This is a genomic window from Planctomycetota bacterium (genome assembly GCA_039819165.1).
Classification (GTDB): Bacteria; Planctomycetota; Phycisphaerae; order Phycisphaerales; family UBA1924; genus JAHCJI01.
Window position 1 is genome coordinate 1,489,044 of record JBCBSM010000001.1, and the last position, 23,336, is coordinate 1,512,379.

At 70.7% G+C, this 23,336-nt stretch carries 28 protein-coding genes; 13 read left to right on the forward strand and 15 right to left on the reverse strand.

Going from position 1 to position 23,336, the window contains the following annotated elements; genetic code table 11:
• Positions 1–2 precede the first annotated feature (2 nt).
• From AAFX79_06405 to AAFX79_06420, 4 genes are all read right to left on the reverse strand, one after another.
• Entirely contained in the window at positions 3–725 is a 723-nt protein-coding gene (locus tag AAFX79_06405; protein MEO1008178.1) for a prepilin-type N-terminal cleavage/methylation domain-containing protein, read from the reverse strand.
• Positions 726–888: 163 nt separating this feature from the next.
• Complete coding sequence (gspG, locus tag AAFX79_06410; GenBank protein MEO1008179.1) at positions 889–1,443, reverse strand: type II secretion system major pseudopilin GspG; 555 nt, start codon at positions 1,441–1,443, stop codon at positions 889–891.
• Between the two features lie 134 nt (positions 1,444–1,577).
• Positions 1,578–2,768 carry a type II secretion system F family protein gene (locus tag AAFX79_06415; GenBank protein MEO1008180.1) on the reverse strand — a complete coding sequence of 397 codons (1,191 nt, stop codon included), beginning with the start codon at positions 2,766–2,768 and terminating at the stop codon, positions 1,578–1,580.
• 79 nt (positions 2,769–2,847) lie between these two features.
• On the reverse strand, positions 2,848–3,459 hold the full coding sequence (locus AAFX79_06420; GenBank protein MEO1008181.1) for a glutathione peroxidase: 612 nt from the start codon (positions 3,457–3,459) through the stop codon (positions 2,848–2,850).
• A gap of 64 nt (positions 3,460–3,523) precedes the next feature.
• On the opposite strand from AAFX79_06420, the gene AAFX79_06425 reads away from it, so the two are divergent.
• Positions 3,524–4,360, forward strand: a complete 837-nt coding sequence (locus AAFX79_06425; protein MEO1008182.1) for a 6-carboxytetrahydropterin synthase — start codon at positions 3,524–3,526, stop codon at positions 4,358–4,360.
• Between the two features lie 3 nt (positions 4,361–4,363).
• Here AAFX79_06425 and AAFX79_06430 read toward each other — a convergent pair whose 3' ends face one another.
• Complete coding sequence (locus tag AAFX79_06430) at positions 4,364–4,933, reverse strand: hypothetical protein (protein ID MEO1008183.1); 570 nt, start codon at positions 4,931–4,933, stop codon at positions 4,364–4,366.
• A 238-nt stretch (positions 4,934–5,171) separates the two neighbouring features.
• Here AAFX79_06430 and AAFX79_06435 point away from each other — a divergent pair, with 238 nt between their 5' ends.
• From AAFX79_06435 to AAFX79_06445, 3 genes are read left to right on the forward strand one after another with little or no spacing between them, the layout of a single operon-like run.
• A complete protein-coding gene (locus AAFX79_06435) occupies positions 5,172–5,762 on the forward strand; it encodes a PEP-CTERM sorting domain-containing protein (GenBank protein ID MEO1008184.1) in 591 nt (196 codons plus the stop codon).
• Positions 5,759–6,328, forward strand: a complete 570-nt coding sequence (locus AAFX79_06440) for a hypothetical protein (protein MEO1008185.1) — start codon at positions 5,759–5,761, stop codon at positions 6,326–6,328. Before AAFX79_06435 ends, AAFX79_06440 begins: the two co-directional genes overlap by 4 nt.
• On the forward strand, positions 6,325–6,912 hold the full coding sequence (locus AAFX79_06445) for a PEP-CTERM sorting domain-containing protein (protein MEO1008186.1): 588 nt from the start codon (positions 6,325–6,327) through the stop codon (positions 6,910–6,912). The genes AAFX79_06440 and AAFX79_06445 overlap by 4 nt, the downstream gene beginning before the upstream one ends.
• On the opposite strand, the gene AAFX79_06450 is transcribed toward AAFX79_06445, so the two are convergent.
• The 5 genes from AAFX79_06450 to AAFX79_06470 all read right to left on the reverse strand — a co-directional run bounded on the left by AAFX79_06450 (position 6,909) and on the right by AAFX79_06470 (position 11,929).
• Positions 6,909–7,964: an AAA family ATPase gene (locus AAFX79_06450; protein MEO1008187.1), complete on the reverse strand. Its 1,056-nt coding sequence runs from the start codon at positions 7,962–7,964 to the stop codon at positions 6,909–6,911. The two genes, AAFX79_06445 and AAFX79_06450, sit on opposite strands and share 4 nt — an antisense overlap.
• 23 nt (positions 7,965–7,987) lie before the next feature.
• Positions 7,988–9,334 carry a hypothetical protein gene (locus AAFX79_06455; protein ID MEO1008188.1) on the reverse strand — a complete coding sequence of 449 codons (1,347 nt, stop codon included), beginning with the start codon at positions 9,332–9,334 and terminating at the stop codon, positions 7,988–7,990.
• Positions 9,335–9,397: 63 nt separating this feature from the next.
• Complete coding sequence (locus tag AAFX79_06460; GenBank protein MEO1008189.1) at positions 9,398–10,585, reverse strand: pyridoxal phosphate-dependent aminotransferase; 1,188 nt, start codon at positions 10,583–10,585, stop codon at positions 9,398–9,400.
• Between the two features lie 49 nt (positions 10,586–10,634).
• Entirely contained in the window at positions 10,635–10,787 is a 153-nt protein-coding gene (locus AAFX79_06465; protein MEO1008190.1) for a small basic protein, read from the reverse strand.
• Between the two features lie 122 nt (positions 10,788–10,909).
• A complete protein-coding gene (locus AAFX79_06470) occupies positions 10,910–11,929 on the reverse strand; it encodes a hypothetical protein (GenBank protein ID MEO1008191.1) in 1,020 nt (339 codons plus the stop codon).
• A 160-nt stretch (positions 11,930–12,089) separates the two neighbouring features.
• On the opposite strand from AAFX79_06470, the gene AAFX79_06475 reads away from it, so the two are divergent.
• Both AAFX79_06475 and AAFX79_06480 read left to right on the forward strand, forming a co-directional pair.
• A complete protein-coding gene (locus tag AAFX79_06475; GenBank protein MEO1008192.1) occupies positions 12,090–12,653 on the forward strand; it encodes an NADH-quinone oxidoreductase subunit I in 564 nt (187 codons plus the stop codon).
• A gap of 273 nt (positions 12,654–12,926) precedes the next feature.
• Positions 12,927–13,577, forward strand: a complete 651-nt coding sequence (locus AAFX79_06480; protein ID MEO1008193.1) for a PEP-CTERM sorting domain-containing protein — start codon at positions 12,927–12,929, stop codon at positions 13,575–13,577.
• A gap of 101 nt (positions 13,578–13,678) precedes the next feature.
• Here AAFX79_06480 and pyrF read toward each other — a convergent pair whose 3' ends face one another.
• Positions 13,679–14,548 carry an orotidine-5'-phosphate decarboxylase gene (pyrF, locus tag AAFX79_06485; protein ID MEO1008194.1) on the reverse strand — a complete coding sequence of 290 codons (870 nt, stop codon included), beginning with the start codon at positions 14,546–14,548 and terminating at the stop codon, positions 13,679–13,681.
• 51 nt (positions 14,549–14,599) lie between these two features.
• Here pyrF and AAFX79_06490 point away from each other — a divergent pair, with 51 nt between their 5' ends.
• Genes AAFX79_06490 through AAFX79_06505 form a run of 4 tightly spaced genes read left to right on the forward strand, consistent with a single transcriptional unit; the run spans position 14,600 to position 18,034 of the window.
• On the forward strand, positions 14,600–14,959 hold the full coding sequence (locus tag AAFX79_06490) for a DUF971 domain-containing protein (protein MEO1008195.1): 360 nt from the start codon (positions 14,600–14,602) through the stop codon (positions 14,957–14,959).
• Positions 14,956–17,139 carry an ATP-dependent DNA helicase RecG gene (recG, locus tag AAFX79_06495; GenBank protein MEO1008196.1) on the forward strand — a complete coding sequence of 728 codons (2,184 nt, stop codon included), beginning with the start codon at positions 14,956–14,958 and terminating at the stop codon, positions 17,137–17,139. The genes AAFX79_06490 and recG overlap by 4 nt, the downstream gene beginning before the upstream one ends.
• Before the next feature lie 18 nt (positions 17,140–17,157).
• On the forward strand, positions 17,158–17,709 hold the full coding sequence (locus AAFX79_06500) for a helix-turn-helix domain-containing protein (protein MEO1008197.1): 552 nt from the start codon (positions 17,158–17,160) through the stop codon (positions 17,707–17,709).
• The gene (locus tag AAFX79_06505) at positions 17,699–18,034 is read left to right on the forward strand and encodes a hypothetical protein (GenBank protein ID MEO1008198.1); all 336 of its coding nucleotides are present in this window, start codon (positions 17,699–17,701) and stop codon (positions 18,032–18,034) included. The genes AAFX79_06500 and AAFX79_06505 overlap by 11 nt, the downstream gene beginning before the upstream one ends.
• On the opposite strand, the gene elbB is transcribed toward AAFX79_06505, so the two are convergent.
• Together elbB and map are read right to left on the reverse strand one after the other, a co-directional pair.
• The gene (elbB, locus tag AAFX79_06510; protein MEO1008199.1) at positions 18,031–18,711 is read right to left on the reverse strand and encodes an isoprenoid biosynthesis glyoxalase ElbB; all 681 of its coding nucleotides are present in this window, start codon (positions 18,709–18,711) and stop codon (positions 18,031–18,033) included. The two genes, AAFX79_06505 and elbB, sit on opposite strands and share 4 nt — an antisense overlap.
• A gap of 32 nt (positions 18,712–18,743) precedes the next feature.
• Positions 18,744–19,592 carry a type I methionyl aminopeptidase gene (gene map, locus AAFX79_06515; protein MEO1008200.1) on the reverse strand — a complete coding sequence of 283 codons (849 nt, stop codon included), beginning with the start codon at positions 19,590–19,592 and terminating at the stop codon, positions 18,744–18,746.
• Positions 19,593–19,659: 67 nt separating this feature from the next.
• Here map and AAFX79_06520 point away from each other — a divergent pair, with 67 nt between their 5' ends.
• From AAFX79_06520 to AAFX79_06530, 3 genes are all read left to right on the forward strand, one after another.
• The gene (locus AAFX79_06520) at positions 19,660–21,003 is read left to right on the forward strand and encodes a dihydroorotase (GenBank protein MEO1008201.1); all 1,344 of its coding nucleotides are present in this window, start codon (positions 19,660–19,662) and stop codon (positions 21,001–21,003) included.
• A gap of 20 nt (positions 21,004–21,023) precedes the next feature.
• The gene (gene gpmA, locus AAFX79_06525; GenBank protein ID MEO1008202.1) at positions 21,024–21,788 is read left to right on the forward strand and encodes a 2,3-diphosphoglycerate-dependent phosphoglycerate mutase; all 765 of its coding nucleotides are present in this window, start codon (positions 21,024–21,026) and stop codon (positions 21,786–21,788) included.
• Positions 21,789–21,932: 144 nt separating this feature from the next.
• Positions 21,933–22,409: a prepilin-type N-terminal cleavage/methylation domain-containing protein gene (locus AAFX79_06530; protein ID MEO1008203.1), complete on the forward strand. Its 477-nt coding sequence runs from the start codon at positions 21,933–21,935 to the stop codon at positions 22,407–22,409.
• A gap of 18 nt (positions 22,410–22,427) precedes the next feature.
• On the opposite strand, the gene AAFX79_06535 is transcribed toward AAFX79_06530, so the two are convergent.
• Together AAFX79_06535 and AAFX79_06540 are read right to left on the reverse strand one after the other, a co-directional pair.
• On the reverse strand, positions 22,428–22,943 hold the full coding sequence (locus AAFX79_06535) for a hypothetical protein (protein MEO1008204.1): 516 nt from the start codon (positions 22,941–22,943) through the stop codon (positions 22,428–22,430).
• A complete protein-coding gene (locus AAFX79_06540) occupies positions 22,940–23,212 on the reverse strand; it encodes a DUF2007 domain-containing protein (protein ID MEO1008205.1) in 273 nt (90 codons plus the stop codon). Before AAFX79_06540 ends, AAFX79_06535 begins: the two co-directional genes overlap by 4 nt.
• Positions 23,213–23,336 lie beyond the last annotated feature (124 nt).

Genomic DNA, 23,336 nt, shown 5'->3' on the forward strand with positions numbered 1-23,336 from the left:
ATTCAGCCGGGCTCGTCGCCCCCGGCCGATGCGGCGGCCGTCGGCGCCGGCGCTGTGCCGGCCTTGGTCTCGTCCGCTGCGTCGGGCTCGATCGGGTCCGCCAGCGCGAGCGACAGCCCGACCTCGCCCGAGAGCGCCCGCACCGTGAGCCGCACGCGGCGGGCGTCGGGCAGCTCGATCGCGGCCGTCGTGACCGGCACGGCGGTCCCGTCGCTCAGGAACCATGCAACCAGCACGGGCCCCGTGGGCACGCCGCGTTCGTCGACCGGGCTGGCGACCCGCGGGACGGACTCCTGCTCGGGCTTGGGCGCCGTCACCAGCTCACGGCGCTCCACGAGGTCAACCTCGCCCACGAAGTCGAACAGCTCGGACGGATCCACGAGGCTGGTGCCCTCGGGCAGCACGCGATCCTCGGCCACGCGGGGCCAGGTCGCGGGAAGGTTGGAATCCGCCTCGGGGTCCTCTTCGGAATCGGGCATGCGGACCGCGGCGAGTTCGAGCCGCTCGTCCTCCGCCGGGATCAGCACGATGGCCACCGGGCCGCCCAGCCGCTGCGCCTCTCGGCGGGCGATGGACGGAAAAAGCTCCAGCTCTCGTTCGGCCGCCGACGTCCGGGCCTGCTCGGACCGCGCCAGCGTCGCGGGCACCACAAGCGAACCCAGCAGCACGACGAGCGCGAGCGTCACCAACGTCTCGATAAGCGTGAACCCCGCGCGAACGTGCATCGTGCAGCAACCCCCAGCCAAGCGGCTCGGCAAACGAACCGGTGCGGCGAAGCACGCCGCGTTGTCCTCGCACCGCGACCGCCACCCGCGGCCGCCCTCATTAGATCACCCATGCCGAGCGGCCGGGTGCATTGCGCTCGTCAACCGTCTTCAGGCGACGACCTCAGCCGCCCGACGGTGGCGGGGCCAGGCCGCCTCCGCTACCAAGGCCCCCCTCGTCCTCTTCCCAGGCGTAGATATCGTCGTCGGTATCCGGCTCGCCATCCGGCCCGTTGCTCGAAAGGTCGTAGTAACCCTCGCGGCGCTCGCCCTCCTCGGCGTACTCCCACGGGTTGCCCCAGGGGTCATTGGGCATCGCCTGGCCGAGCGATTCGGACCATGCGTCCTCCTGCTCGGGGTCGACGGTCTCGCTGCTCCACAGCACGGCGAGGCCCTCGTCGTCGGTGGGCCAGCGCTGGTAGCGGCGGTTGAAGTCCAGCAGCGCGTCCTTGAGCGTGTTGACGTCGATCTGGGCCTTCTTGAGGTTGGCCTCGTCGCGGCGGCTGAGCACCGCGAAGCCGACCAAGCCGCTGAGCAGCACGATGATCGCCAGCACGATCATGATCTCGACCAGCGAGAAGGCGTGCCGCTTCCACGCGCGGCGACGCGCTCCCGTGCTCCGCCCTCCGTTGCGCAGCGTCGTGTGCATCGTGTCGTTGCCCCCATCCAGGGCCGCCACCCGCGGCCCCGCGCTCCTGCCCCGCCCCGGCGGCCGAGCGGCCCCGGTCGCGGGGAAGACTTAGTCTACGCTAGCATGGCTCCCGGCGTAACGGCCGGATCGCCCGCTTTGCGAGCGTCCGCCGCCCACGCAACTCACGCCACCCCGCTGAGTTGCAGCATCGGCAGGATGAGCCCCACGGCCACAAAGGCGACCACCAGGGCCAGCACGATCAGCATGGCCGGCCCCACCAGCGAGACGGCGGCCGTCAGCAGCCGATCGACCCGCTGCTCGATGGTGTCGGCGACGGTCTCCAGCACCGTCGGCAGGTTGTTGGCGCTCTCACCCACCGCGATCATCTCCACGACCTCCGGGTCGAACAGCCCGCTGCTGGCCAGCGGCTCGGCCAGGGGCTCGCCCGCCCGGACCGCTTCGGCCGCCCGGGCCACCGCCTCGGCCAGCAGCACGTTGCCGGCCGCGTCCTCCGCGATGCGCATCGCGGCCAGCACCGGCACGCCGTTGGCCAGCATCGTGCCAAAAGTCCGGCAGAACCGCGCGACCGCGATCGAGCGGACCAGCGGGCCCACCACCGGGGCCCGCGTGCGGGCGACGGCGACGGAGCGGGACACGTCGGGCCGCTTCGACACCCGCCAGCCCGCGACCACCAGCACCGCGAGCACCAACGCGGTGATCGGCCCCCGGGCTGTCACGGCGTCGCTGATGGCAAAGAGGATCACCGTCGGCTTGGGCAGCGGGTCGACCTCGGCCAGCACGCCCTCGAACATGGGCAGGAACACGCCGAAGATCAGGCTCAGCACCGAGAGCCCGACGAGCACCAGGATGGCCGGGTAGGCCAGCGCGCCGATGAGCTTGGCCCGCAGCTCGGCCTGCGCCTTGACCATCGCCGCCAGCCGGACCAGCACCGGCTCGAGGCTGCCGCCCTTCTCTCCCGCGCGGACCATTGCGACGTGGACGTCCGGAAACACGCCGTCGGCGGCCGCCATGGCGTCGCCCAGCTCCTCGCCGCGCGAGACCGCCTCGGCCAGACCCCGGAAGATCTCGGCCTTTCGCGGCTTGGACTTGCTGCGGCCCAGCAGGCTCAGGGCCCGCAACAGCGGCACGCCCGCGCGGAGCAGGTCGGCGATCTGCTGGTACGCGGTCGCCATCTGCCGCTGCGAGAGACCCCGCCGCCGGAGCAGCGCCCGGCCTCGCTCCTCGGCGACCTCGACGGGCACGAGCGATCGCTCGGCCAGCTCGCCCAGGATGGCGGCCTCGCTCGCCCCCGCCAGGCGGCCGGCGACCGCCTGGCCATTCGCGTCGACTGCCTGGTAGCGGAAGGTCGGCACGGCAGGAGGATATTCGCCGGCCGACCCGACGCCGATCGATCTATGCCGACCGACGCCACCCCGACCGAGGCAACCCCAATCAGCCGCCCGCGAGCAGGCGATCGATCTCGAAGGTCACCACGTCGGATGTCGGCTCGACGGCGCTATCGAAGCGGGCGACGACCCGGCCCTCCTGGTCGATCAGGTACTTGGTGAAGTTCCAGCGGGGCTCGCCCTCGGCCTCGGCCAGCCTGGCGAACAGCGGGTGGGCCGCTTCCCCCACGACGTCGGACTTGGCCGCCACGACGTAGGTCGCGCCCATCTCTTCGCAGAAGTCGGCCGCCCCGGCGCTATCCAGCGGCTCCTGGTTGAAGCTCGCCGACGGCACGGCGAGCACGACGAGCCCCCGGTCGCGGTACTCGGCGTGCAGGGCCTCCATCTCCCGTAGCTGGGGCGTGTAGCCGCATCGGCTGGCGGTGTTGACCACCAGCACGGGGCGTCCGGCGTAGTCGTCCATCGACGCCGGCGTGCCGTCGGCCAGCGTGATGGCGATGCCGCGGACCGTCGCGTCGCCGGCGTCGGCCGGCGCAGCGGCCGCGGTCTCGGCGCCGTCGGTCGCGTCGGAGTCATCGCTCGAGCAGGCGGCCAGCAGCAGGGCGGCGGGCAGCACGAGCAGCACGAGGAGCACGGCGGGTTGTACGGTGGTCTGCATCGGTTTCCTCCAATGGGCGGCACGGGGCGGACGGACGTCGCGGGGGCATCGTATAAGCTTAATCATGCCTGCTAGTGGCACCATCAGACTCACGCGGACCACGCGGTTCTGCATCAACGACCCGGCCTTCGGGGATGCGGCCGACCAGCTCCGGAGCGACCCCAACGGCTTCGCCGCCAAGCCCAGCATGCGGGGCCTGGGCCGCTATTACAGCGTCGATGTCACCGCCGAGGGCGCGCCCGACCCGCAGACGGGCTACCTGATCGACATCAAGGGCATCGATAACGCCGTCCGCCGCGCTGTCGTGCCGCTGCTGGAGGACGCCTGCCGGCAACGACCCGCCGACGAGCCGGCCACGCTGATGCCCGGGCTCGTCGACGCCCTCGCGGCTGCCCTGCCCGTCGGCCTGCACGAACTGCGATTCAACCCCACGCCGTACTACTCGATCGCCATGACCACCACCCAGCCCGCCGTCGTCACCCTCCGCCAGCGCTTCGACTTCGCCGCCGCCCACCGGCTGCACGTCGACGGCCTCAGCGACGCCGAGAACGAACAGATGTTCGGCAAGTGCAACAACCCCAGCGGCCACGGGCACAACTACCAGGTTGAGCCCGCCGTCGAGGTGCCCGTGCCGTCGGGTGGCGCGATGGCCCTCACGCTGGCCGACCTGGAGCGGGTGACCCAGTCGGTCGTGGTCGATCGCTTCGACCACACCAACCTCAACATCGATCCGCCCGACTTCGGGCCCGCGGGCGTCAACCCCACCGTCGAGCACATCGCCCGCGTGTGCTACGAGCTGCTCGACGCCGCCCTCCGCGAGCGGCACCCCGAAGCGCGCCTCGCGAGCGTGACGGTGTGGGAGACGGATCGGACCAGCTGCACCTACCCGGCCGGCGGCTAGTCATCACGTGTGCCGCCGGCGCCCGGCCGCGAACAGGCCGGCCAGCACGAACAGACAGACCGGCGCCGGAACGACGCGGATGACCGCCGCGCCCTCCTCGAAATCGCCGAGGCGGGACTCGCCAACGAGCGACAAGAAGATGGGATACGCGTCGAATCGCGAGGTATCGGTGCGCAGCGCGACGTCGATGGGTACCGGCACATCGATTGAGGCCGTGTATGTCGCCCGCCAGAATGCGATGGGATTCGCCGGATCGGCGTAGATCTCACCGAGGCCATTGATCTGGAATGCGACGATGCCCTCAATACCCACATCCGTAGCACGCCGGGCGTCGACGGCCGCAGCACGAACGGCGGCAGCAGCATCGGCTGGCCCAGTCCATTGGCACCCTCCGACGACAGCAGGGAGGTCTCGACTGCAGCCAGCGCCCAGTCGTCCGCCGGGAAGTAGCCCTGCAGCGTGACGGTCGTCGACTCGCCCGGCTGCAGCACTGGGTCGTCGACGGCGATCGTGATGCCCGACGGCACGGGTTGCGCGTGCGCCGGGGCGCACGCAATGGCGGCGCAGCAACATCCGGCCCGGACAACGCGGGCGAGCGCAACATCGATCTGGGACACGGGCTTCCTCCGGGATGCGGAACGCAATCGGTCGCACGGGGGACGTGGAGGAAGCTTCGACGTGAAGCACGTGCGCTTGGACCTTATCGTGGCACGCCGCCGATCGTAAAAAAAACGGGGGCTAGATCACAAAGCCGCGTGGCGTCGTACCAGTGATTCGGGTACAACATCGGCTCCAACGGGAGGAGCAGCACATGCAACGCGCGTCAACAGCAACAGCAATAGTCGCGGCCGTAGGCCTCGCCAGCGCCGTGTCGGCCCAGGAGCTCATCTTCGATCTCAGCGACATACCCGCCGGCGGGCTGCTGTTCGGCGACACCGCCACCATCCGACTGTCGGCCGGGTTCGACCCGTCGGACTATGCCGTGGCGGGCGTCCGGACCGACTTCATCAGCAGCGTGGGCAGCGAGGGCTTCAGCAACCCCAGGCTGGTCGCGCCGATGGACGGCCCGGGCACGAGCGCCGGGGTGCTCAGCGCCACGGGCGTGGACACGATCATCTCTGGTCAGCTCAACTTTCCCACGGCCGGCATCTACGCCGATCCAACCAACCCCATCGCGTTCTGGGAGATCGACTACACGGTCGACACGTTCGACGTGTTCGAGGTAGACCTGCGGACCGCCACCTCGCGGTTCGACGTCTACTTCGCCAGGGATTCGGCGATAAGCGAGCCCCAAGTGGCCGACCTCACCGAGGCCTCCGGCTCGTTCCTGGTGAACGTGCCCGCGCCCGGCACGCTGGGCCTGCTGGCGCTGGGCGGCCTCGCACTGCGGAGGCGGCGATGATCCGGGCCGCGATTGCGGTCGCGCTCGCGTGCGCCCACAGCACGAGTGGGCAGGCGATCGTCTTCGACCTGAGCGACGTGCCCGCAGGCGGGCTGCTCTTCGGCGAGACCGCGACCATTCGCGCCTACGCCAGCTTCCCGCCCGACCTCTATGCCGTCGCGGGCATCGAGACCGCGCTGCTGACCTCCGAGGGCAGCGAGGGGCTCGGCGGCTTCTCGATCCTGCCGCCCTTCGACGCCGGCCCGGCCCCGATCGTGACCGACGACGGGATCGAGGGCATCCTGGCGGGCCAGATCAACTTCCCTGCCGCGGGCATCTTCGCCGACCCGACCAACCCCGTCGCCGTCTTCGAGTTCGGCTACTCCGTCACCCGGACCGACGAGTTCGACCTCGAGCTCTTCACGCGAACGGATCGCTTCGACGCCTATGTCGACCGCGGCAGCACCGACACGATCGACCTGCTCGGCAATCTGACCGAGGCATCAGCAATCATCCCGATCAACGTGCCCGCGCCGGGCGTGCTCGCGGTGCTGGGCTTGCTTTCACTAGGTAGGAGACACCGATGATCCGCATGACAACGACGATGACCGCAACCGCGCTGCTCGCGCTCGCCGGCACGGCGAGCGCCCAGGAGCTCATCTTCGATCTCAGCGACATACCCGCCGGCGGCCTGCTGTTCGGCGAGACCGCGACGATCCGGCTGCTGGCGGGGTTCGAGCCCACGGACTTTGCATTCGCGGGCGTGAGGACGGACTTCGTGACGAGCGTTGGAAGCGAAGGCTTCGGCGACCCCAGGCTCATCGCACCGCTGGATGGCCCGGGCACGGAGGAAGGCGTCCTATCCGCCACCGGCGTCGATGACATCGTGGCCGGGCAGATCAGCGGTCTTGGCGGAATCTACGCCGATACCTCCAACCCCATCGCGTTCTGGGAGGTGGACTACACGGTCGACACGTTCGATGTCTTCGAGGTGCAGCTGAGCACCGATACGTCGCGATTCGACGTGTACATCGACATGTCGTCCGCGGCGAGCGAGTCCCGCCTGGCCGATCTCACCGAGGCCTCCGGCTCGTTCCTGGTGAACGTGCCCGCACCGGGCACCCTGGCGATGCTCGGGCTCGGCGCCGTTGTGATGCGACGGCGACGCTAAGCCGCGACCTCCACCGGCATCGTCTGCACGATGTTCTCGACGATGGCGTCGGGCTCCAGCCCCTCCGCCTCGGCCTCGAAGTTGGGCACGATGCGGTGCCGCAGCGCGGGCAGCGCGATCCGCTGGAGGTCCTCGATCGACACCGAGGGGCGACCGTCGATGAGCGCGCGGCACTTGCCGCCCAGGATCAACGCCTGGGCCGCCCGCGGGCTGGCGCCGACGCGGACGTACTGGTTGACCATCGGCGTCGCGAATTCGCCCCGGGCATACTGGCCCCTGGCGTGCGTCGCGAGCACCAGCCGGATGGCGTAGTCCCGCACGCGCTCGGCGACGGCGACGCGGCGAACGAGTTGTTGGTGCCGCAGTATGGTGCCGGCATCGAGCACCGGCTCGATCTCGGGGGCGGCGGCGCCGGTCGTCCGGGCCACGATCTCGGCCATCTCGCTTCGATTGGCATAGCCAACCTTCAGCTTGAAGAAGAAGCGGTCGAGCTGGGCCTCGGGCAGCGGATAGGTGCCCTCCTGCTCGATGGGGTTCTGCGTCGCCATCACGAAGAACGGCTCGGGCAGGTCGTAGGTCGTGCCCGCGACGGTCACGCTCCGCTCCTGCATCGCCTCGAGCAGCGCACTCTGCGTCTTGGGCGTGGCCCGGTTGATCTCGTCGGCCAGGACCATCTGCGCGAAGATCGGCCCTCGCTGGAAGGCGAACTGACGCTTGACCTGGCCGCCCTCGGTCTCGACCTCGTCGATGACCGTCGTGCCGGTGATGTCCGCGGGCATCAGGTCGGGCGTGAACTGCACGCGGCCGAAGTCCAGCCGCAGCGCCTGCGACAGGCTGCGGACCATAAGCGTCTTGCCGATGCCCGGCACCCCCTCGAGCAGCGCGTGCCCGCCGGTGAACAGGCACGTCAGCAGCCCGTCGACGATCTCGCCCTGGCCGACGACGGCGCGGGCGATCTGCTCGCGGACGGCCGCGTAATCGCGGCGGAAGCCCTCGGCGGCGGCGGCGGTGGCGTCCGGTGACGTGTCGGCTCTCGGATCGGTTTCGGCCATGCGGGGCGATGGTACCCGTGCCGTCAGGGCGTGCCGGCCGGCTGCGTCGCGTCGGCGGGGGTGGCCCGCATGTCGGCCCAGGTCATCGGCCGCGTCTTTGCGAGGCCGCGCGTGGCGTTGAGCACCGGGTCGACCAGGCCGGCGGGCAGCCCCCGCACGATGGCGACGCGGTCGTCCTTGCGGGAGATCGTGGTCGTGTCGCCCTCGCCGCCCATCTGCGCCGTGGCCCAGCCCGCGGCATCCTCGAGCGCCCGGGGCCGCCGCTCGTCGGCCTCGAACCGCCGGCCGTCGGCGTAGCGGTACTCGTCGGCGAACTGCTGTGCGTCCTCGTTGCTGTCCCAGACCGTCAGCCACGCCAGCGCAAGGCGACCGTCCTGGTGCTCGAAGACCGCGAAGCGGTCGCCGTCCCAGCCCTCGGCCGCCCGGATCGCGTCGGGCGAGCCGCCTAGCAGCACGCGGATCTGGAACTCGCCGAGCGTGTTGGTGCCCAGGTTGATCCAGCCGAACTCGCCCAGGCCGAAATCGGGCAGCTCGATGGCCGTGGGCACATCGCGTTGCTCACCCAGGTACTTCTCGATGTGCATCACCTGCTCGGTGGACAGCGGCGGATCGGCGAAGGCCGCGTCGACCGCCTCCATGCCGCCCCGCTGCGCCATGGTCGCGATCAGGCGATAGCCGTTCGAGTACGGGAAGATGAGCGACTCCCGGAGGATCGGCGGCATGGCCGCGGCCTCGGGGCCGACCATGCCGGTGGCGCCCATCAACGCCGCCATCGCGGCGGGATCCTGCTCGAGCACCGCCTCCAGGTCGCCGGTCATGGCGGCGGTGCCGATGAGCGTGGCGTCGCCCTCGATGAGCGCCGCCAGCGCCAGCCGCAGATCGTCGTTGTCCATGCTGGTGCCCAGCAGCTCGTCGAGGCCGTGGGTCTGGTCCTGGAGCGCGTGCGTGAACTCGTGCGTCAGGATGTTGGCCATCATGGGCTCCATGATGCCCGCGACGCCGTCCGCGCCGCCCATCATGCCGCCGAGCATGTCCCCCAGGAACTGCTCGAGGTCATCTGGAATCACGATCCGCTGGCCGTGCGGGTCGTAGAAGCCACCCGCCTGCGAGACGACCAGTTCGAGCATGTCGCCCAGCACGTCCGAATCCCGCGGCACGAGGTCGAAGGCCTTGTACGAGCGATCGATGCGGATCCGCCACGCCTCGGGATACTGGCGGTCGACCATCTCGAGCAGCTCGGCCCCGATGCTCTCGCGGCTGATGAACTCCACCGGCACGTCGCGCGTGAAACCGAGGCCGCGCATCTGCGGCGCCCGATCGCGGGCCTCTTCGGTCCACCGCTGCAGGTCGTCCTGCGCGGCCGCGGGCATAGCCGCGCAACCGATCGGGATCGCGGCAAGAGCAAGCATCGTGCGCATGATGGCGGTCCTTTCTCAGGCCCCGGTATACAGCTCGCGCAGCACCGAGATGCCGCGATCGATCGTGGATTCGCTGGCCGCGAAGCTCAGCCGGAAGTGCGTGTCGCGGTCCGAGAAGAAATCGCCGGGGATCACCAGCAGGCTCCGCTCGATCGCTCGCTCGACGAAGGCGGTCCCGGTCATGCCCTCGGGCACCCTCGGGAACAGGTAGAACGCGCCGCCCGGGGAGCGGACCTCGGTCCACCGGCTGATTTCGTCGACCAGCCGATCCCGCCGCTGGCGGTATTGCTCGACGATCGGCGCCATGTCGACGCCCATGGCCGCGATGCAGCCGTGCTGCGCGATCGACGGCGCGCACACGTAGGTGTACTGCTGGAACTTGGCGATCTGCTGGACGATCTCGGCCGGGCCCGCGGCGTAGCCCATCCGCCAGCCCGTGACGCCATAGGTCTTTCCAAACCCGCGGATGATGAGCACGTCGTTCTCGGCATCCTCGAACCGCGCGGGGGAGGCGCACCGACCGCGATGCCGTCCATCCGCGTCGGGGCGGACCGTCCGGTCGGCCTGCGCGTCCGCGAACGTGAACTCGTCGTAGATCTCGTCGCTGATCAGCAGCACGTTCCGCCGCCGGCAGAGGTCGAGCAGCTCGCGGCACTCGTCCTTGCTGCCCACCACGCCGCACGGATTCGACGGCGCGTTGTAGAGCACCAGCTTGGTCCGCTCGGTGATCAGCGGCTCGACGCGCTCGGCCGTCATGCGGAAGTCGGGGTAGGTGTCGCAGCGGACGGCCCTGCCGCCGCACATCGTCGCGGCGTGGGGGTACATCACGAAGTAGGGATCGGGGATGATGGCCTCGTCGCCCGGCCCGAGCAGCGCCAGGAAGGCCAGGAAGAGTGCGCCGGACGTCCCGCTGGTAATCAGCAGTTCGGCGTCGCCCGCGAAGGACCAGCCCAGGTCCACCGCGAGCCACTCGAGGATGGCCTCGCGCAGCTCGGGTACGCCCGTCGTCGGGGTATATCCGTTCTGGTCGTGCTCGATGGCCTCGATCGCGGCCCGCTTGATGGGCTCGGGCACCGGGAAGTCGGGCTGGCCGATCGAGAGGTTGATCGGATCGTCGAGCTGCGCCCCGAGCTGGAAGATGCGACGGATGCCCGAGGCATCGACGCTGCGGGCGCGGTCCGAGATCAGCCGGGCGACATCCATGCCCGATCCTTAGCGCTCTCGCAGGGTCGATCGCGGCCGAAGAGGGGGATCAGGTGCGGACCTTGGGCAGCCCGAGGGCGTGCTTGTCGTCCTTGGTCATCTTCTTCTGGGCCAGCAGCCTGGCCACCCGCTCGGCCCGGGTCAGCACGGACCGCTTCTGGACCAGGGCGCCGCCGGTGCGGAGGGAACTGTGGAGGCTCATGGGCTCGCTCCTGCTCGAAAAGCCGCGCTGCGGCAAGGGCCGTGATGGTAGCATGGATGCCGCCTGGGGGCCAGAACGCGGGCGTCTGCCGGGCCCTTCTGGGGGTCCGCAGCACACGGCCGCTAGGGGCGGTACCGGGCCCAGAACGGGTCGCGGAGGTCGTAGGAGCCGCCCGCTTCATCGGGGGCGGCCGCCAGCAGCCGCCGGACCCGCTGCTCGTGCTCGTTGCGTTCTTGGAGCGTCGAGCGGAAGCGCTCGCCCGGGACCCCAAGCGAGCTGTACAGCCCGAAGCGGCCCCGGCCCTCGTCGATCGCCATCGCGGGCACGCCGCTGCGGGCCAGGTGCTCGGCCAGCCCCACCGCCCGCTCGCGGGCCATGCCCGAGGCGAGCTTCAGGTAGTTGTGGTCCGGCTTGCGGACGTCGACCAGCACCGAGGGCGCCGACGCCCGCGAACCGTCCGCCGGGTCCGATCCGGCGGCCGGGGGCTCGATCCGGGTGCGCTCCGCGGCCCGCGGGGGCTCCGCGGACCGGGTTGGATCCACGGGTATCGCACCGCCGCGGGTCGGATCGGCGATGGTCCCGCTCGCGGACTCGGGTGTTCGTTCGGCCCCCGGAGCCCCTTCGTCGACCTGGAGCGGATCGAGCAGCGGCTGCGGCGTGGCGCCGGCGGTGTCCAGGCGGGCGAATCTCTGCTCGGCGTGGTCCTTGCCGAGTTGGTAGGCCAGCGTCCACACCCCGATGACCAGGATGGCCAGCACCGTGACGCCGACGTAGACGCTCACCAGCGGGATCTGCACGGCCCGCTTGGGATGCAGCGAGGACCAGTCGGCCTGCTCGCCGGCCGTCGCGCTCGTGTTGGTGCGGTCTCGCGGCCGGGGGGCCGCCGGCTTGCGCCTGGGCGCCGCGCGCTTGGGCCTGGGCCTGGTGGGCGGGGCCGCCTTGCTCGCGGCGGCGTCGCCCGCTCCGGACGCCTCTCCCCGACCGCTCGACGGCGGTCCGCCGGGCGTCGGCGTCGAGCGGCCCGGGCCCGAGGCCGGCGGCCCGGATGCGGGCGATCCGGATGCGGGCGATCCGGATGCCGGCTCGCGGCCGTGATCGGAGGCCTGGAGCAATTCGAAGAGGGGTGGGCGGCGGCTCGCCATGGCTACCAGTCTATCTCGGCTTTTCGGGGCATCGGCCATTCGGTACGGGCCGTCGGGGCCCCCGGTGGCATGCCGACCTCCCCTTCGGCCGGCGGACCTCCCAGCGGAATGTGGCCCCCACGGTGGGCTCAATCGGCCTTCCCGCTATCATCGGACCCAAATGGCCATCCGCGACGAGGACATCATCCGGCTCTCGCCGCCGCCCGTCTCCGACGCGGAGCGGCTGTACCTCCGCGAGGTGGTCACGGGCTTCGGCACGACGGTGCGGCACCTGATCACCAGCTTCGGCCAGGGCAAGGTCTTCCCCGGCAAGAACACCAGCCGGGCCATGCAGTACCCCGAGGAGCGGCGGGAGCACCTGCCCGTGGAGGAGGGCGGCCAGAACGCCAGCAACTTCCGCGGCGTGCACCGCCTGAATCGCGACGAGGAAGGCCGCGTCAAGTGCGTGGCCTGCATGATGTGCCCAACGATCTGCCCGGCCAACTGCATCCACATCGTGGCCGAAGAGAGCCCGTGGGACGACCGCGAGAAGTACCCCAAGAAGTTCGAGATCGACGAACTGAGGTGCATCTTCTGCGGAATGTGCGAGGAGGCCTGCCCGGTGGACGCCATCGAGCTGACCACCGAGTACGACATCGTCGGCGAGAGCCGCCAGCAGATGATCTTCGACAAGGAGCGGCTGCTGCACGTCTACGACGTGACGATCGGCAAGAAGCCGATGTGATCCGGCCCTCCGGAGCGCAAGATGCTGCCAGCGCAGGCCTTGCGCGTCTTGATTGAGAATCAAATATCACAATATGTCAATCTGGGTTGATTTCGGCCCATTTCATGCAGGCCGAGGCGAGCCCGGCGTACAGAATTTCTCGTCCAGACTGCCAAAAAGCGCTGGATTTCCTCGCCAAGATCCCGCTATGCTTCACACTGAGGAGACGGCGGATTCGCTCCACTCGTGTGGCGATGCGCCAAGAGATGTAGACACGAGCGAGGAGATGAGGAGATGACTCGCTTTTTGGTTCCTGCCATGGCCCTGGCGGCATCAGCTGGCGCCGCACAGGCCCAGGTCATCCTGACCTTCGGTTTCACCGACGTGAACGGCTCGTTCTCGACCGCGGACATGACGTTCAGCGGCGATTCGGTTGGCCTCACGTCCGGCGACGTCACGCGTGTTGCCGCTCCGGCCGCGACGGCTCTGTACGAGCCGGGATTCGTGGGTGGCACCGCCGACTTCAGCCTGGATATCGACGTCATGCTGAGTTCGGCCACCACGGCCGACGGCAACGGCTCGTTCACCATCACGGATGCCGACGGCGACACGATCACCGGCGACATCGATGGCGAGTTCACCACGCCCGGCTTCGGCGTCGTGTTCTTCAACGGCCTGCTCTCGAACGTGTCGGTGAATGACCTCGGCGCGGTCGACGGCCAGTTCGACGGCCCCTCGGGCGGCGCGTTCGCCTCGGACCTGCCCGGCGAGGCGCCCTACGACGGCGCCCTAGTGCAGTTGTTCATCGGCGACACCCCCGGCTTCTTCGACACCGACTTCACGGGCATCTCGACGCAGGTCGACGGCATCATCGTGCCGGCGCCGGCCTCGGTCGCCCTGATCGGCCTCGGTGCCGCCGGCCTGCTCGGCCGCCGTCGCCGCTAGATCTCCTCGGGCACAGACGCCCGGTCCGCCGAATCCTCAGCACCCCCGCTCCAGGGGGTGTTTTGCTGCGCGCACGCGGCGCGACGTCTCGAGCCTCCGCGCTAGGTGGAGTTCGAGGCTCGCGCGCTGATCGCGGCGGCGAGCGATTCGTTCATCCCGGCCGCCGCCCGCGCGACCGCGTCCGTCCACGCCTCGCCGGGAGCGGTGTCTGGATAGATGATCGATCGGCTCGCCGTTGGCAGCAGCCTCGGGTCGGGTCCGGGCGCCGCAAATCGGAGCGCGTCGGCGATCGACCCGCCCTGCGCACCGACGCCCGGCAGCAGGAAGATCTGCTCGGGCATTCGGCCGCGGAGGGTCTCGGCTTCCTGTGCCTGCGTCGCCCCCACCACCGCGTGGACGCCGCCGCGGGTGTGGCCAAGCTCCGCAACGAGTTCGGCGACGTGACCGGCCACGGTCCCACCGTCCCGCAGCGGGGCGGCCTGGATCGCCGCCGAATCGGGGTTGCTCGTCCGCACGAGCACGAACACCGAGAGCCCCGCGTCGAGGTAGGGCACGATGGCCGCCATGCCCAGGTAGGGCTGCACGGTGATGGCGTGCGCCCCAAGGCTCGAGGCGGCCTCGGCGTAGTGGCGAGCCGACACGTCGATGTCGCCCCGCTTGGCGTCGAGCAGGACGGCCAGCCCGGCGTCGTGGGCGTGAGCGACGCATCGCTCGAGGACGGCCACGCCCCGCGAGCCGAACCGCTCGAAGCAGGCCGACTGCGGCTTGATGGCGGCGGCGTGCGGAGCCACGGCCTCGACCACGCCGCGGCAGAAGGCCTCGATGGCCTCGGTCCCGGATGTGTCGGCGACCGCTGCCGGCAGCCGATCGGGCACGGGATCCAGCCCGACGCACAGGGGCGCTCCGCACCGCCGTACCGCGGCGTGCAGGACGGCTTCGAATCCACCGGCGGCGCTATCGTCTTCGTGCATCCAGCTGCGACGATAGCGCGCACGGCCGAGCGGATGCACCGCCAAAGACGCATGCCTAGTTCCCCCGACAGCGAGCCCCACCCCCGCGCGCTCGATCTCGATCGCCGCCGCGGGCTGAGCGTGACGTGGGCGGACGGCGGGACCGCGTTCTTCCCCATCGCCTACCTGCGGCGGATGTCGCCGTCGGCCGACATGAAGCAGCTCCGCGAGGACATGCGGACCAACCCCCTCACGGTGCTGCCGGCCGAGCGGGGCAGCGCGGACGGCTCGGGCGATCTCACCGCGACGGAGGCATCCCTCGTGGGCAACTACGCGCTGCGGATCACATTCTCGGACGGGCACCGCACGGGCATCTACAGCTGGGACTACCTCCGCTCGATCGAGCCCGACGCCGATCGGGACGCCACGTGACGCAGGCCTCCCGAGAGGCCGGCGCCGCGGGAGACGCCGCCGAGATCGGTCTGGCGTCGCCGCTAGTGGCGATTCCCCGCGTGGGACCGCGACGGGCGCAGCAACTGGCCGCGCTCGGGCTGACCAACGTGGGCAAGCTCGTGGCCCACCTGCCCAGCCGGCACGAGTGGCGGGAGGCCGAGGCGCCCATCACCGAGATCCAGCCCGGCGGCATCGCGTCGGCCGTGGGCGAGGTGACGGCAACGCGGATCGCCGGGCGGTACCCGCGGCAGCGGCTCGAGGCCAAGCTCACCGACGGCACCGGCGCGATCGCCCTCGTGTGGTTCAACGGAGCCTACCTCAAGCGGACCATCCAGCCGGGCGTGAGGCTCCGCGTGCAGGGCCGGGTGGCGGAGTTCGATCATCGTCCGCAGATGGCCAATCCGGCCTTCACCGTCCTTCCGGAGGCCGAGGAGGCCGACGCGCCGGCGCCAACGCCCGGGGAGCGCCGGCTCTGGCCGGTGTATCCGGCGGGCGAGGGGCTGAAGCCCGACGCGATCGCCGAGATCATCGCCGCGGCGCTGCCGCACGCGCTGCCGCTGATCGACGACCACCTGCCCGAGGCGTTCCGAAAGGACCGCGGCCTGCCGACGCTCGCCGACGCCTACCGCATGCAGCACGCACCGGCGGACGAAGACGAGGTCGCGGCGTCTCGCCGGCGGCTGGCGTACGACGACCTGCTGCTGCTGCAGCTGGGCGTGCAGCTGCGCCGCGGGCAGCTCCGGCGGTCGGGGCGGGCCCCGGCATTGCGGGCCGACGACGAGGTGCGGCGGCGGATCCTGCAGCGGCTGCCCCACGAGCTGACGGCCGGCCAGCGCCACGCCGCGGGAGAGATCGCCGACGATCTGTCGCAGAGCACGCCGTGCAACCGGCTCGTGCAGGGCGACGTCGGCTCGGGCAAGACGCTGGTGGCGGCCTACGCGATGCTGCTTGCGGTCGCCTCGGGGCACCAGGCCGCGCTCATGGCGCCCACGGAAGTGCTGGCCGAGCAGCACGCCCAGTCGCTGCGTGCGATGCTGCAGAGGGCCGACGTCCGCCTGGCGCTGCTTACCGGCACGGTGCCCGAGCCCGAGCGGGCCTCGATGCTCGCGGCGCTGGAGGCCGGCGAGATCGATCTGGTGGTCGGCACGCACGCGCTGCTCACCGACCGTGTCCGATTCCGAAGCCTCGCGGTGGCGATCATCGACGAGCAGCACCGCTTCGGCGTCGAGCAGCGTGCGGCGCTGCGGGCCAAGGCGGGCGACGAGTCCGCGCCGCACACGCTGGTCATGACGGCCACGCCCATCCCGCGCACGGTCGCGGTCACGCTGCTGGGCGACCTGGACGTGTCGACCATCGACGACCTGCCCGCGGGCCGCAAGCCGGTGCGCACCGAGCACGTGCCCTACGCGGCGCGCAGCTCGGCCTACGCGCGCGTGCGGGCGTGCGTCGACCGGGGCGAGCGGGCGTTCGTGGTCGCGCCGGCCATCGGCGGCGAGGACGCGCAGCTCGCGCTCGTGCCCGCCGGCGCCGACGATGGTGCAAACCGCGGCGGGCTCGTCGGCGTTGCCGACCTGGCCGAAGAGCTCGGAAGCGGTCCCCTGAACGGGGTACGGCTGGGCGTGCTGCACGGGAAGATCCCGACGCGCGCCCGCGACGCGATCATGGAGCGCTTTCGTATCGGCGAGATCCAGGTGCTGGTCGCGACGACCATCATCGAGGTGGGCGTCGACGTGCCCGAGGCCTCGTGCATCGTGATCGAGCAAGCCGATCGCTTCGGCCTCGCGCAGCTGCACCAGCTGCGGGGCCGCGTGGGCCGGGGCGGCCAGGACGCCGAGTGCATGCTGCTGGCCGACCCCGCGACCGAGGACGGCACGGGCCGGATTTCGGCCATGTGCCGCACGAACAGCGGCTTCGAGCTGGCCGACGCCGACTTTGCGCTCCGCGGTCCGGGCGAGCTCTTCGGCTCCCGGCAGTCGGGCGCACTGCCGTTCAAGGTGGCCGACCTGGTGCGGGACGCCGACCTGCTGGAGCTTGCCCGCCGCGACGCCGTGGCGTGGATCGAGCGCTCGCCCACCCTTTCGAGGGGTGAGGACGCGGTGCTCAGGCGGCGGGTGATGCGGACCGTCGGCGACTGGCTCGGGCTTGCCGACGTTGGCTGACAACTCCATAATCCCGGCGTGGAGCGAGAGAGCCTCCGAGATCGGCTCGAGGTCGCGATCGGCGAACGCACGAATCGCCGCATCGCCGACCTGACCAACACCAGTCCGGAGACGGTCCGCCGGTACCTGGCCGGGCATGCGCCAAGCGTGGACTTCATTGCGCGGCTGTGCGGCGTGCTCGGGCTCAACGTGGATTGGCTTCTGACGGGCCGCGGGCCGATGCGGGTTGCCGAGATGGGTCCCGACGCCCTCCGCCGCGCGAATCCCACCGATCTATTGACGCGGGTGGCATCGGCCATCGAGCAGCTCGACGATCGCGTAGATCGGCTGGAACGCTACGCCCAGGGCCTCGAGGTCATGCTGCGCACCGGCCCGAAGCAGCCGCGGCGCGCCGAGACGGCTGCGGCGGCGACCGCGACGAGCGTGGAGGCCAAGCCGATCAGCGATGCGGCCGTGAAGGGCCAGAGCGGAGCGCAGGACCATGGGCAGCAAGCCGTTGGCGGAGCACGAGCGCGAGCCGAGTGGATCGCCGATGCTCTCCCCCAACGACCACGTCCGGATGCTGGTTGAGCTGCTGAGGCCGGCGGGCTCCGAGCTCGCGCGGCGTTGGCTCGCGTGCCTGCTCATCGCGCCCGAGCGGGAGCGGGCCGGCATCGTCGAGGCCATCGAGCAGCGCATGGCCGCCACCTACGGCGCCGCCGCCGAACCGGGCGCTCCAGAGGACGCCGCCGGTGACGAGGCACGCGAGATGCACGTCGCCCATCCGCCCCAGCAGAAGGACGGCTACGTCGAGCAGGTCATCACGACGTATACCGTGGAACCCAAGGACGAGGACGATTCGCAGAAGCCGCAGGCGGACGGCGAAGACCAACGTCCCGCGACCGACGCCGGCTAGCCGCCCGAGCTGCGCGCGGGCTCGCGGACCATCGCGAGCACGCGGTCGACCATCCTATCGATGCCCTCGAAGACGTCAGGCACGCTCGCGTCGTACATGTACGCGGGCGTGGAGACGATCGAGTTGGCCTCATCGACGACGATGTCCCGCACGTCGCAGTCCCGGTGCGTGGCGCCCATGCCCTCGAGACCCTTCGCGGTGCCGGCGTCGTCGCCGATGGTCAGCGTGGGGTGCAGCGACTGGCCGAACACCCGCGCCGCCAGGGCGGGCGAGATGCACGCGAAGCCCAGCGGGCGGCCGGCGTCCTGGGCCTCGGTGAGCACCCGGGCGGTCTCGGGATCGGCCTGGCAGGTGGCGCCGTTGACGGCGAAGTCGCAGAGGTTCTTGGCGGCGCCGAAGCCCCCGGGCAGCACGATGGCGTCGAAGTCGCCGCCCTTCACTTCGTTGAGCGGCGTGATCCTGCCCCGCGCGATGCGGGCGGCCTCTCGCAAGACGCGGCGGGTCTGCCCGGTCTCCTCGCCCGTCAGGTGGTCGATCTCGTCGAGTTCGATGTCCGGGGCGAGGCAGGCGACCTCGGCTCCGCGCTTCTCGAGGGCGTGCAGCACCGCGACCGACTCGTGGATCTCCGCGCCGTCGTAGACGCCGCAGCCGCTCAGGATGACGCCGACCTTGGGCATTTCGTGCCTCCTCCGGTGTGCACCGATCGGCGCTACGTGGTGATGACGTCCGGCAGCTTCTCGAGGTCCGCGGTGAGCACCCGTGGCCCCTCCTCGGTGATGAGCACGTCGTGCTCGTGGTGCACGCTCTGCGAGCCGTCGGCGACCATCAGCGGCCAGCCGTTGCCCCGCTGGACGATCCTCGAGGAACCCACCGCGATCATGGGCTCGACCGCCAGCAGCATGCCGGGCTCGAGCTTTGCGTAGGCGTCGGGCCATTCGATCCTGGGCACCGCCGGCACGCAATTCGAGACGAAGGGCGGCGCGTGCAGCGATCGGCCGTAGCCGTGCCCGCCCAGCCCGCGGATCATGTGGAAGCCGCACTCCTGCTCGGCGTAGCCCTGCACCGCGCGGGCCCAGTCGATCAGCGGCGCACCGGGCTGGAGCGCCGCCACGCCCCTCTTGAGGCACTCGATCGAGCAATCCATGAGGCGGCGGGTGGTCTCGTCGGGCTCGCCGAAGGAATAGGTCCACGCGGCATCGCCGATCCAGCCGGCCTTGGTCACGCCGATGTCGACCTTGAGCACGTCGCCGGGCTGCATCGGCTCCTGGTGGGCGCCGGGGTGGCCGTGGACGACGTTGTCGTTGACGCTGAGGCACGCATGGGCCGGGAACGGCGGGTGGCGGCCCGCGCGGTAGTGCAGGAAGCAGCTCTTGCAGCCCAGCTTCGCCAGCGTGTCGGCGACGAAGCGGTCGATCTCGGCCAGCGTCTGGCCCTCGCGCAGGAAGCCCGCGACCGCCTCGTGCGTGCGGACGACGCAGCGTGCCGCCTCGGCCGCGTGCTCGATGTCCCGCTCGGAAGGGCGGGCCTTGCCGCCCCGGCGGCGTGCCGTGGATCGCATATGCTGCCTCTCGGGCGGGGCGTGCGGCCCGCGGAGCAGTGTAGCGAGACCCACCGGGAGTCGGCCGATGGCGCGGCGGATCCGCATCGACAACGCGATGTGCGTGCTGCCCGAGGGAGTCCGGCGGGCGTCGGTGCTCGTTGAGGGCGAACGGATCGCGGACATCGATCCCGCGGCCTCGGCCGCGGCCGACGAGGTGATCGACGCCTCGGGCCTGCACCTGCTGCCGGGCGTCATCGACGACCAGGTGCACTTCCGCGAGCCGGGGCTGACCCACAAGGAGGACCTGCACTCGGCGAGCCTGGCCTGCGCCAAGGGCGGCATCACGACCTTCCTGGAGATGCCCAACACCGTGCCGCACGCGATCGACCAGGCCGGCATCGATCGCAAGCTCGAACTCGCGGCGGCCAGGAGCGTGGTGGACTACGGGTTCTACATCGGAGCAACGCCAGACAACGTGGAGGCGTTGCGCGCCGCCGAGCGGGTGCCGGGCATCAAGATCTTCATCGGCAGCAGCACGGGCGACCTGCTGGTGGACGAGCAGGACGCGCTCGAGCGGATCTTCGCCGAGACGACGCTGCCCATCTGCGCGCACTGCGAGAACGAGGCGACCGTGCGGGCCAACGCAGAGCGCCTGGGCGGCGGGTCGAGCGTGCACGACCACTCGCGAATCCGCGACCACGCCGCGGCGTTGATCGCTACGAAGCGGGCGACCGACCTGGCCATCCGCCACAAGCACCGCTTCCACGTGCTGCACGTGACGACGGCGGCCGAGCTGCCGATCATCGCCGACCACCACGGCCTGATTACGGGCGAGGCGTGCGTGCACCACCTGTGGTTCAGCGTGGACGACTACGACCGGCTGGGCACGCGGATCCAGATGAACCCGTCGATCAAGACCCGCGAGGACGTCGAGGGTCTCTGGCAGGGGCTACGCGATGGGGCGCTGCGGGTCGTCGCGACCGACCACGCGCCGCACACGCTCGACGAGAAGGCGCAGCCGTACCCCAAGAGCCCGAGCGGACTTCCCGCGGTCGAGAACAGCCTGGCGTTGATGCTCACCGCGATGCATGCGGGGCGGTGCACGCTCGAGCAAGTCGTGCACTGGATGTGCGAGGCGCCGGCCCTGGTCTGGGACATCGTCGACAAGGGACGCATCCGGCCGGGGTGCCTGGCCGACCTCATCCTCGTGGACCTAGACGAGCGGCACGTGGTGCGGGACGCCGAGCAGATCGCCAAGTGCCGCTGGAGCCCGTGGGACGGCGAGGAGTTAAGGGGGCGGGTCGTCCGGACGATGGTGCGGGGGTCGACGGTGTTCGAGTGCGGGCGGTTCGACGCCGAACACCGGGGCCGCCCCGCGGAGTACGACCACGACCGGGGCGGGTACTGGGCGCAGTCCGATATCGGCTGAGCCCCGGGAGGAGGCGTTCGTTGGGCCACACACTCGTCCTCATCCGCCACGGGCAGAGCACCTGGAACGCCGAGAACCGCTTCACCGGCTGGAAGGACGTCGACCTGAGCGAGCGGGGCGCGGCCGAGGCCGCCCGCGCCGCCGGGTTGCTGCGGGCCGAGGGCCTGGACTTCGACATCGCCTTCACGAGCCTGCTTAGGCGTGCCATCCGCACGCTGTGGATCGTGCTGGACGAGATGGATCGCATGTGGCTGCCCGTCGAGCGGAGCTGGCGGCTCAACGAGCGGCACTACGGCGCGCTCCAGGGCCTCAATAAGGCCGAGACCGCCGAGAAGCACGGCGAGGACCAGGTCCACGTCTGGCGGCGGAGCTACGACACCAGGCCGCCCGCCCTGGAACCCAGCGACGACCGCTGGCCCGGCCATGACCGCCGGTACGCCGACCTCGAGCCCGCGCAGATCCCGCTGGCCGAGTGCCTCAAGGACACCGTCGAGCGGGTGGTGCCCTACTGGGAGCAATTCGTCGCGCCGCGGATCCTGGCGGGGCAGCGGGTGCTGATTTCGGCCCATGGCAACAGCCTGCGGGCGCTCGTGAAGCACCTCGACGGCGTCTCGGACGACGAGATCGTCGGCATGAACATCCCCACGGGCGTGCCGCTGGTGTACGAACTGGGCGACGACCTGACGCCTCGATCGAGCCGCTACCTGGGCGACGCGGACGCCGTGGCCGCCGCGCAGGCGGAGGTGGCGGCCCAGGGTGTCGCGCGGAGCGGGGCGGGCCGCTAGGCGTTATGGGGCGTCGCCCGCGTTGCGCACGCGGCGCAGACCCTCGCCTGCTCGCGCCGACGTCCCTCCGCGGTGGCTCGGCGAGGTGCGGCAAACGGATGCTCATGGATGGTGCTGGCCCCCGGTTGGGGCGGAGGATGTCCGATGCTCGCAGGCAAGGTCCGTCGCGCGTTCACCCTCGTGGAGATCCTGATCGTGGTGGTGATCCTCGGGGTGCTGGCCGCCATCGTTGCGCCGCAGGCCGCCAACGCCATGGACGACGTCAAGCAGACCGCCTTCGTGGGCGAGATGCGGACGCTCGTGGACGCCGCCTCCGTCTTCCGGGCCCGCGAGGGCTACTGGATCGGCGACGGGGGTTCGGGCCAGATCCCCGCGGGATTCGAGGACTACGTCGACGAGGCCGACTTCGAGGCCGGCACGCCCATCGGCGGCGTCTGGGACACCGAAGCGAGGCCCGACTACGACGTGACCCTCGCCATCGGCGTGCACTTCATTGGGGGGGACGCCCCGACCGTGGAGTACATGGAGCAGGTCGACGCGATCGCCGACGACGGCGACCTCGCCACGGGCGCGTTCCAGGAGTTCTCGTCCGACCGGTTCTACTTCATCGTCGAGTTCTAGCCGGCCCCAGCCGGCCGATCAGCCGCCACCACCCGAGCCACCCGGACTCGGCGCGGCGCCGGGATCCTCCGCGGGCGGAGGCGTCGCCGATGCGGGATCGGTGGGTGCGGGCTCAGCGATTGCAGGATCGGCCGGCGGGGGCTGCGTGCCGGCCTCGGCGGCGGCCTTCTCCTCGGCCGTCATGATCTCCTCGTCCGAGTCATCGCCCGAGACCTTGAGGAAGGGGATCGTGCTATCGATGTTCTTGAGCGTCTTGCGGAGCGAGGCGAGGTGCGTGTCGATGCTCGCCAGAGAGGCGTTGGTCGTCTTGAGGGTCTCGAGCTTGGTGTCGAGCTCGGCCAGCGTCGAGTTGGTCCGCTCCAGGGCCGACAAGCCCTGGTTGGCGGTGTCGAGCTGGGCCTTGATGTCGTCCATCGACGCGTTGATCCGCGTCAGTTCGTCGCGGATCTCCCACGCAATGCACCCCGAGCCGGGCAGCATCACCCCCGCCAGCAGCATCGCGGCCATCGCTCGGCCCGACCTCGTTGCGATCATCCTTCGTCTCCCTCGTCTGCGCTGCCCGCGTCGTCGCCGACCATGTCCGCGATGAGCAGCCGGGCGCGCTCGGCGTCCGCCGCCGCCACCAGCAGGCGGACATACCCGGGCGACTCCGCCCGAAATCCCGCGCTCGCGCCGCCGACCATCTCGCAGCGGATGCCCGCCTCGCGGAGCGTGTTTACGGCGAAGCTAGCCTGGATCTCGGTGCGAAAGTCGGCTAATGCGACCGGCTCGGGGTGTTCCGGATCGGATTGATCGGTGCTCATGAGTGCTACGGGCCTCTCTCGCGGCGTGTCTCGCGGCGTGATCCAGCTGGCGGCCTCCATCGAGGCGCCGTCGCGGGGCGGACGGTAGCTCGTGGGGCGTCGGCGGGAACAATCGGCCGGGGTG

Excerpts from the sequence above, each read along its gene's own strand:
- AAFX79_06405 (MEO1008178.1), bottom strand. The coding sequence starts at position 725 with ATGCACGTTCGCGCGGGGTTCACGCTTATCGAGACGTTGGTGACGCTC.
- AAFX79_06420 (MEO1008181.1), bottom strand. The coding sequence starts at position 3,459 with ATGCAGACCACCGTACAACCCGCCGTGCTCCTCGTGCTGCTCGTGCTG.
- AAFX79_06425 (MEO1008182.1), top strand. The coding sequence starts at position 3,524 with ATGCCTGCTAGTGGCACCATCAGACTCACGCGGACCACGCGGTTCTGC.
- AAFX79_06430 (MEO1008183.1), bottom strand. The coding sequence starts at position 4,933 with ATGTTGCTGCGCCGCCATTGCGTGCGCCCCGGCGCACGCGCAACCCGT.
- AAFX79_06435 (MEO1008184.1), top strand. The coding sequence starts at position 5,172 with ATGCAACGCGCGTCAACAGCAACAGCAATAGTCGCGGCCGTAGGCCTC.
- AAFX79_06440 (MEO1008185.1), top strand. The coding sequence starts at position 5,759 with ATGATCCGGGCCGCGATTGCGGTCGCGCTCGCGTGCGCCCACAGCACG.
- AAFX79_06445 (MEO1008186.1), top strand. The coding sequence starts at position 6,325 with ATGATCCGCATGACAACGACGATGACCGCAACCGCGCTGCTCGCGCTC.
- AAFX79_06450 (MEO1008187.1), bottom strand. The coding sequence starts at position 7,964 with ATGGCCGAAACCGATCCGAGAGCCGACACGTCACCGGACGCCACCGCC.
- AAFX79_06455 (MEO1008188.1), bottom strand. The coding sequence starts at position 9,334 with ATGCCCGCGGCCGCGCAGGACGACCTGCAGCGGTGGACCGAAGAGGCC.
- AAFX79_06460 (MEO1008189.1), bottom strand. The coding sequence starts at position 10,585 with ATGGATGTCGCCCGGCTGATCTCGGACCGCGCCCGCAGCGTCGATGCC.
- AAFX79_06465 (MEO1008190.1), bottom strand. The coding sequence starts at position 10,787 with ATGAGCCTCCACAGTTCCCTCCGCACCGGCGGCGCCCTGGTCCAGAAG.
- AAFX79_06470 (MEO1008191.1), bottom strand. The coding sequence starts at position 11,929 with ATGGCGAGCCGCCGCCCACCCCTCTTCGAATTGCTCCAGGCCTCCGAT.
- AAFX79_06475 (MEO1008192.1), top strand. The coding sequence starts at position 12,090 with ATGGCCATCCGCGACGAGGACATCATCCGGCTCTCGCCGCCGCCCGTC.
- AAFX79_06480 (MEO1008193.1), top strand. The coding sequence starts at position 12,927 with ATGACTCGCTTTTTGGTTCCTGCCATGGCCCTGGCGGCATCAGCTGGC.
- pyrF (MEO1008194.1), bottom strand. The coding sequence starts at position 14,548 with ATGCACGAAGACGATAGCGCCGCCGGTGGATTCGAAGCCGTCCTGCAC.
- AAFX79_06490 (MEO1008195.1), top strand. The coding sequence starts at position 14,600 with ATGCCTAGTTCCCCCGACAGCGAGCCCCACCCCCGCGCGCTCGATCTC.
- AAFX79_06505 (MEO1008198.1), top strand. The coding sequence starts at position 17,699 with ATGCTGGTTGAGCTGCTGAGGCCGGCGGGCTCCGAGCTCGCGCGGCGT.
- elbB (MEO1008199.1), bottom strand. The coding sequence starts at position 18,711 with ATGCCCAAGGTCGGCGTCATCCTGAGCGGCTGCGGCGTCTACGACGGC.
- map (MEO1008200.1), bottom strand. The coding sequence starts at position 19,592 with ATGCGATCCACGGCACGCCGCCGGGGCGGCAAGGCCCGCCCTTCCGAG.
- AAFX79_06520 (MEO1008201.1), top strand. The coding sequence starts at position 19,660 with ATGGCGCGGCGGATCCGCATCGACAACGCGATGTGCGTGCTGCCCGAG.
- AAFX79_06530 (MEO1008203.1), top strand. The coding sequence starts at position 21,933 with ATGCTCGCAGGCAAGGTCCGTCGCGCGTTCACCCTCGTGGAGATCCTG.
- AAFX79_06535 (MEO1008204.1), bottom strand. The coding sequence starts at position 22,943 with ATGATCGCAACGAGGTCGGGCCGAGCGATGGCCGCGATGCTGCTGGCG.
- AAFX79_06540 (MEO1008205.1), bottom strand. The coding sequence starts at position 23,212 with ATGAGCACCGATCAATCCGATCCGGAACACCCCGAGCCGGTCGCATTA.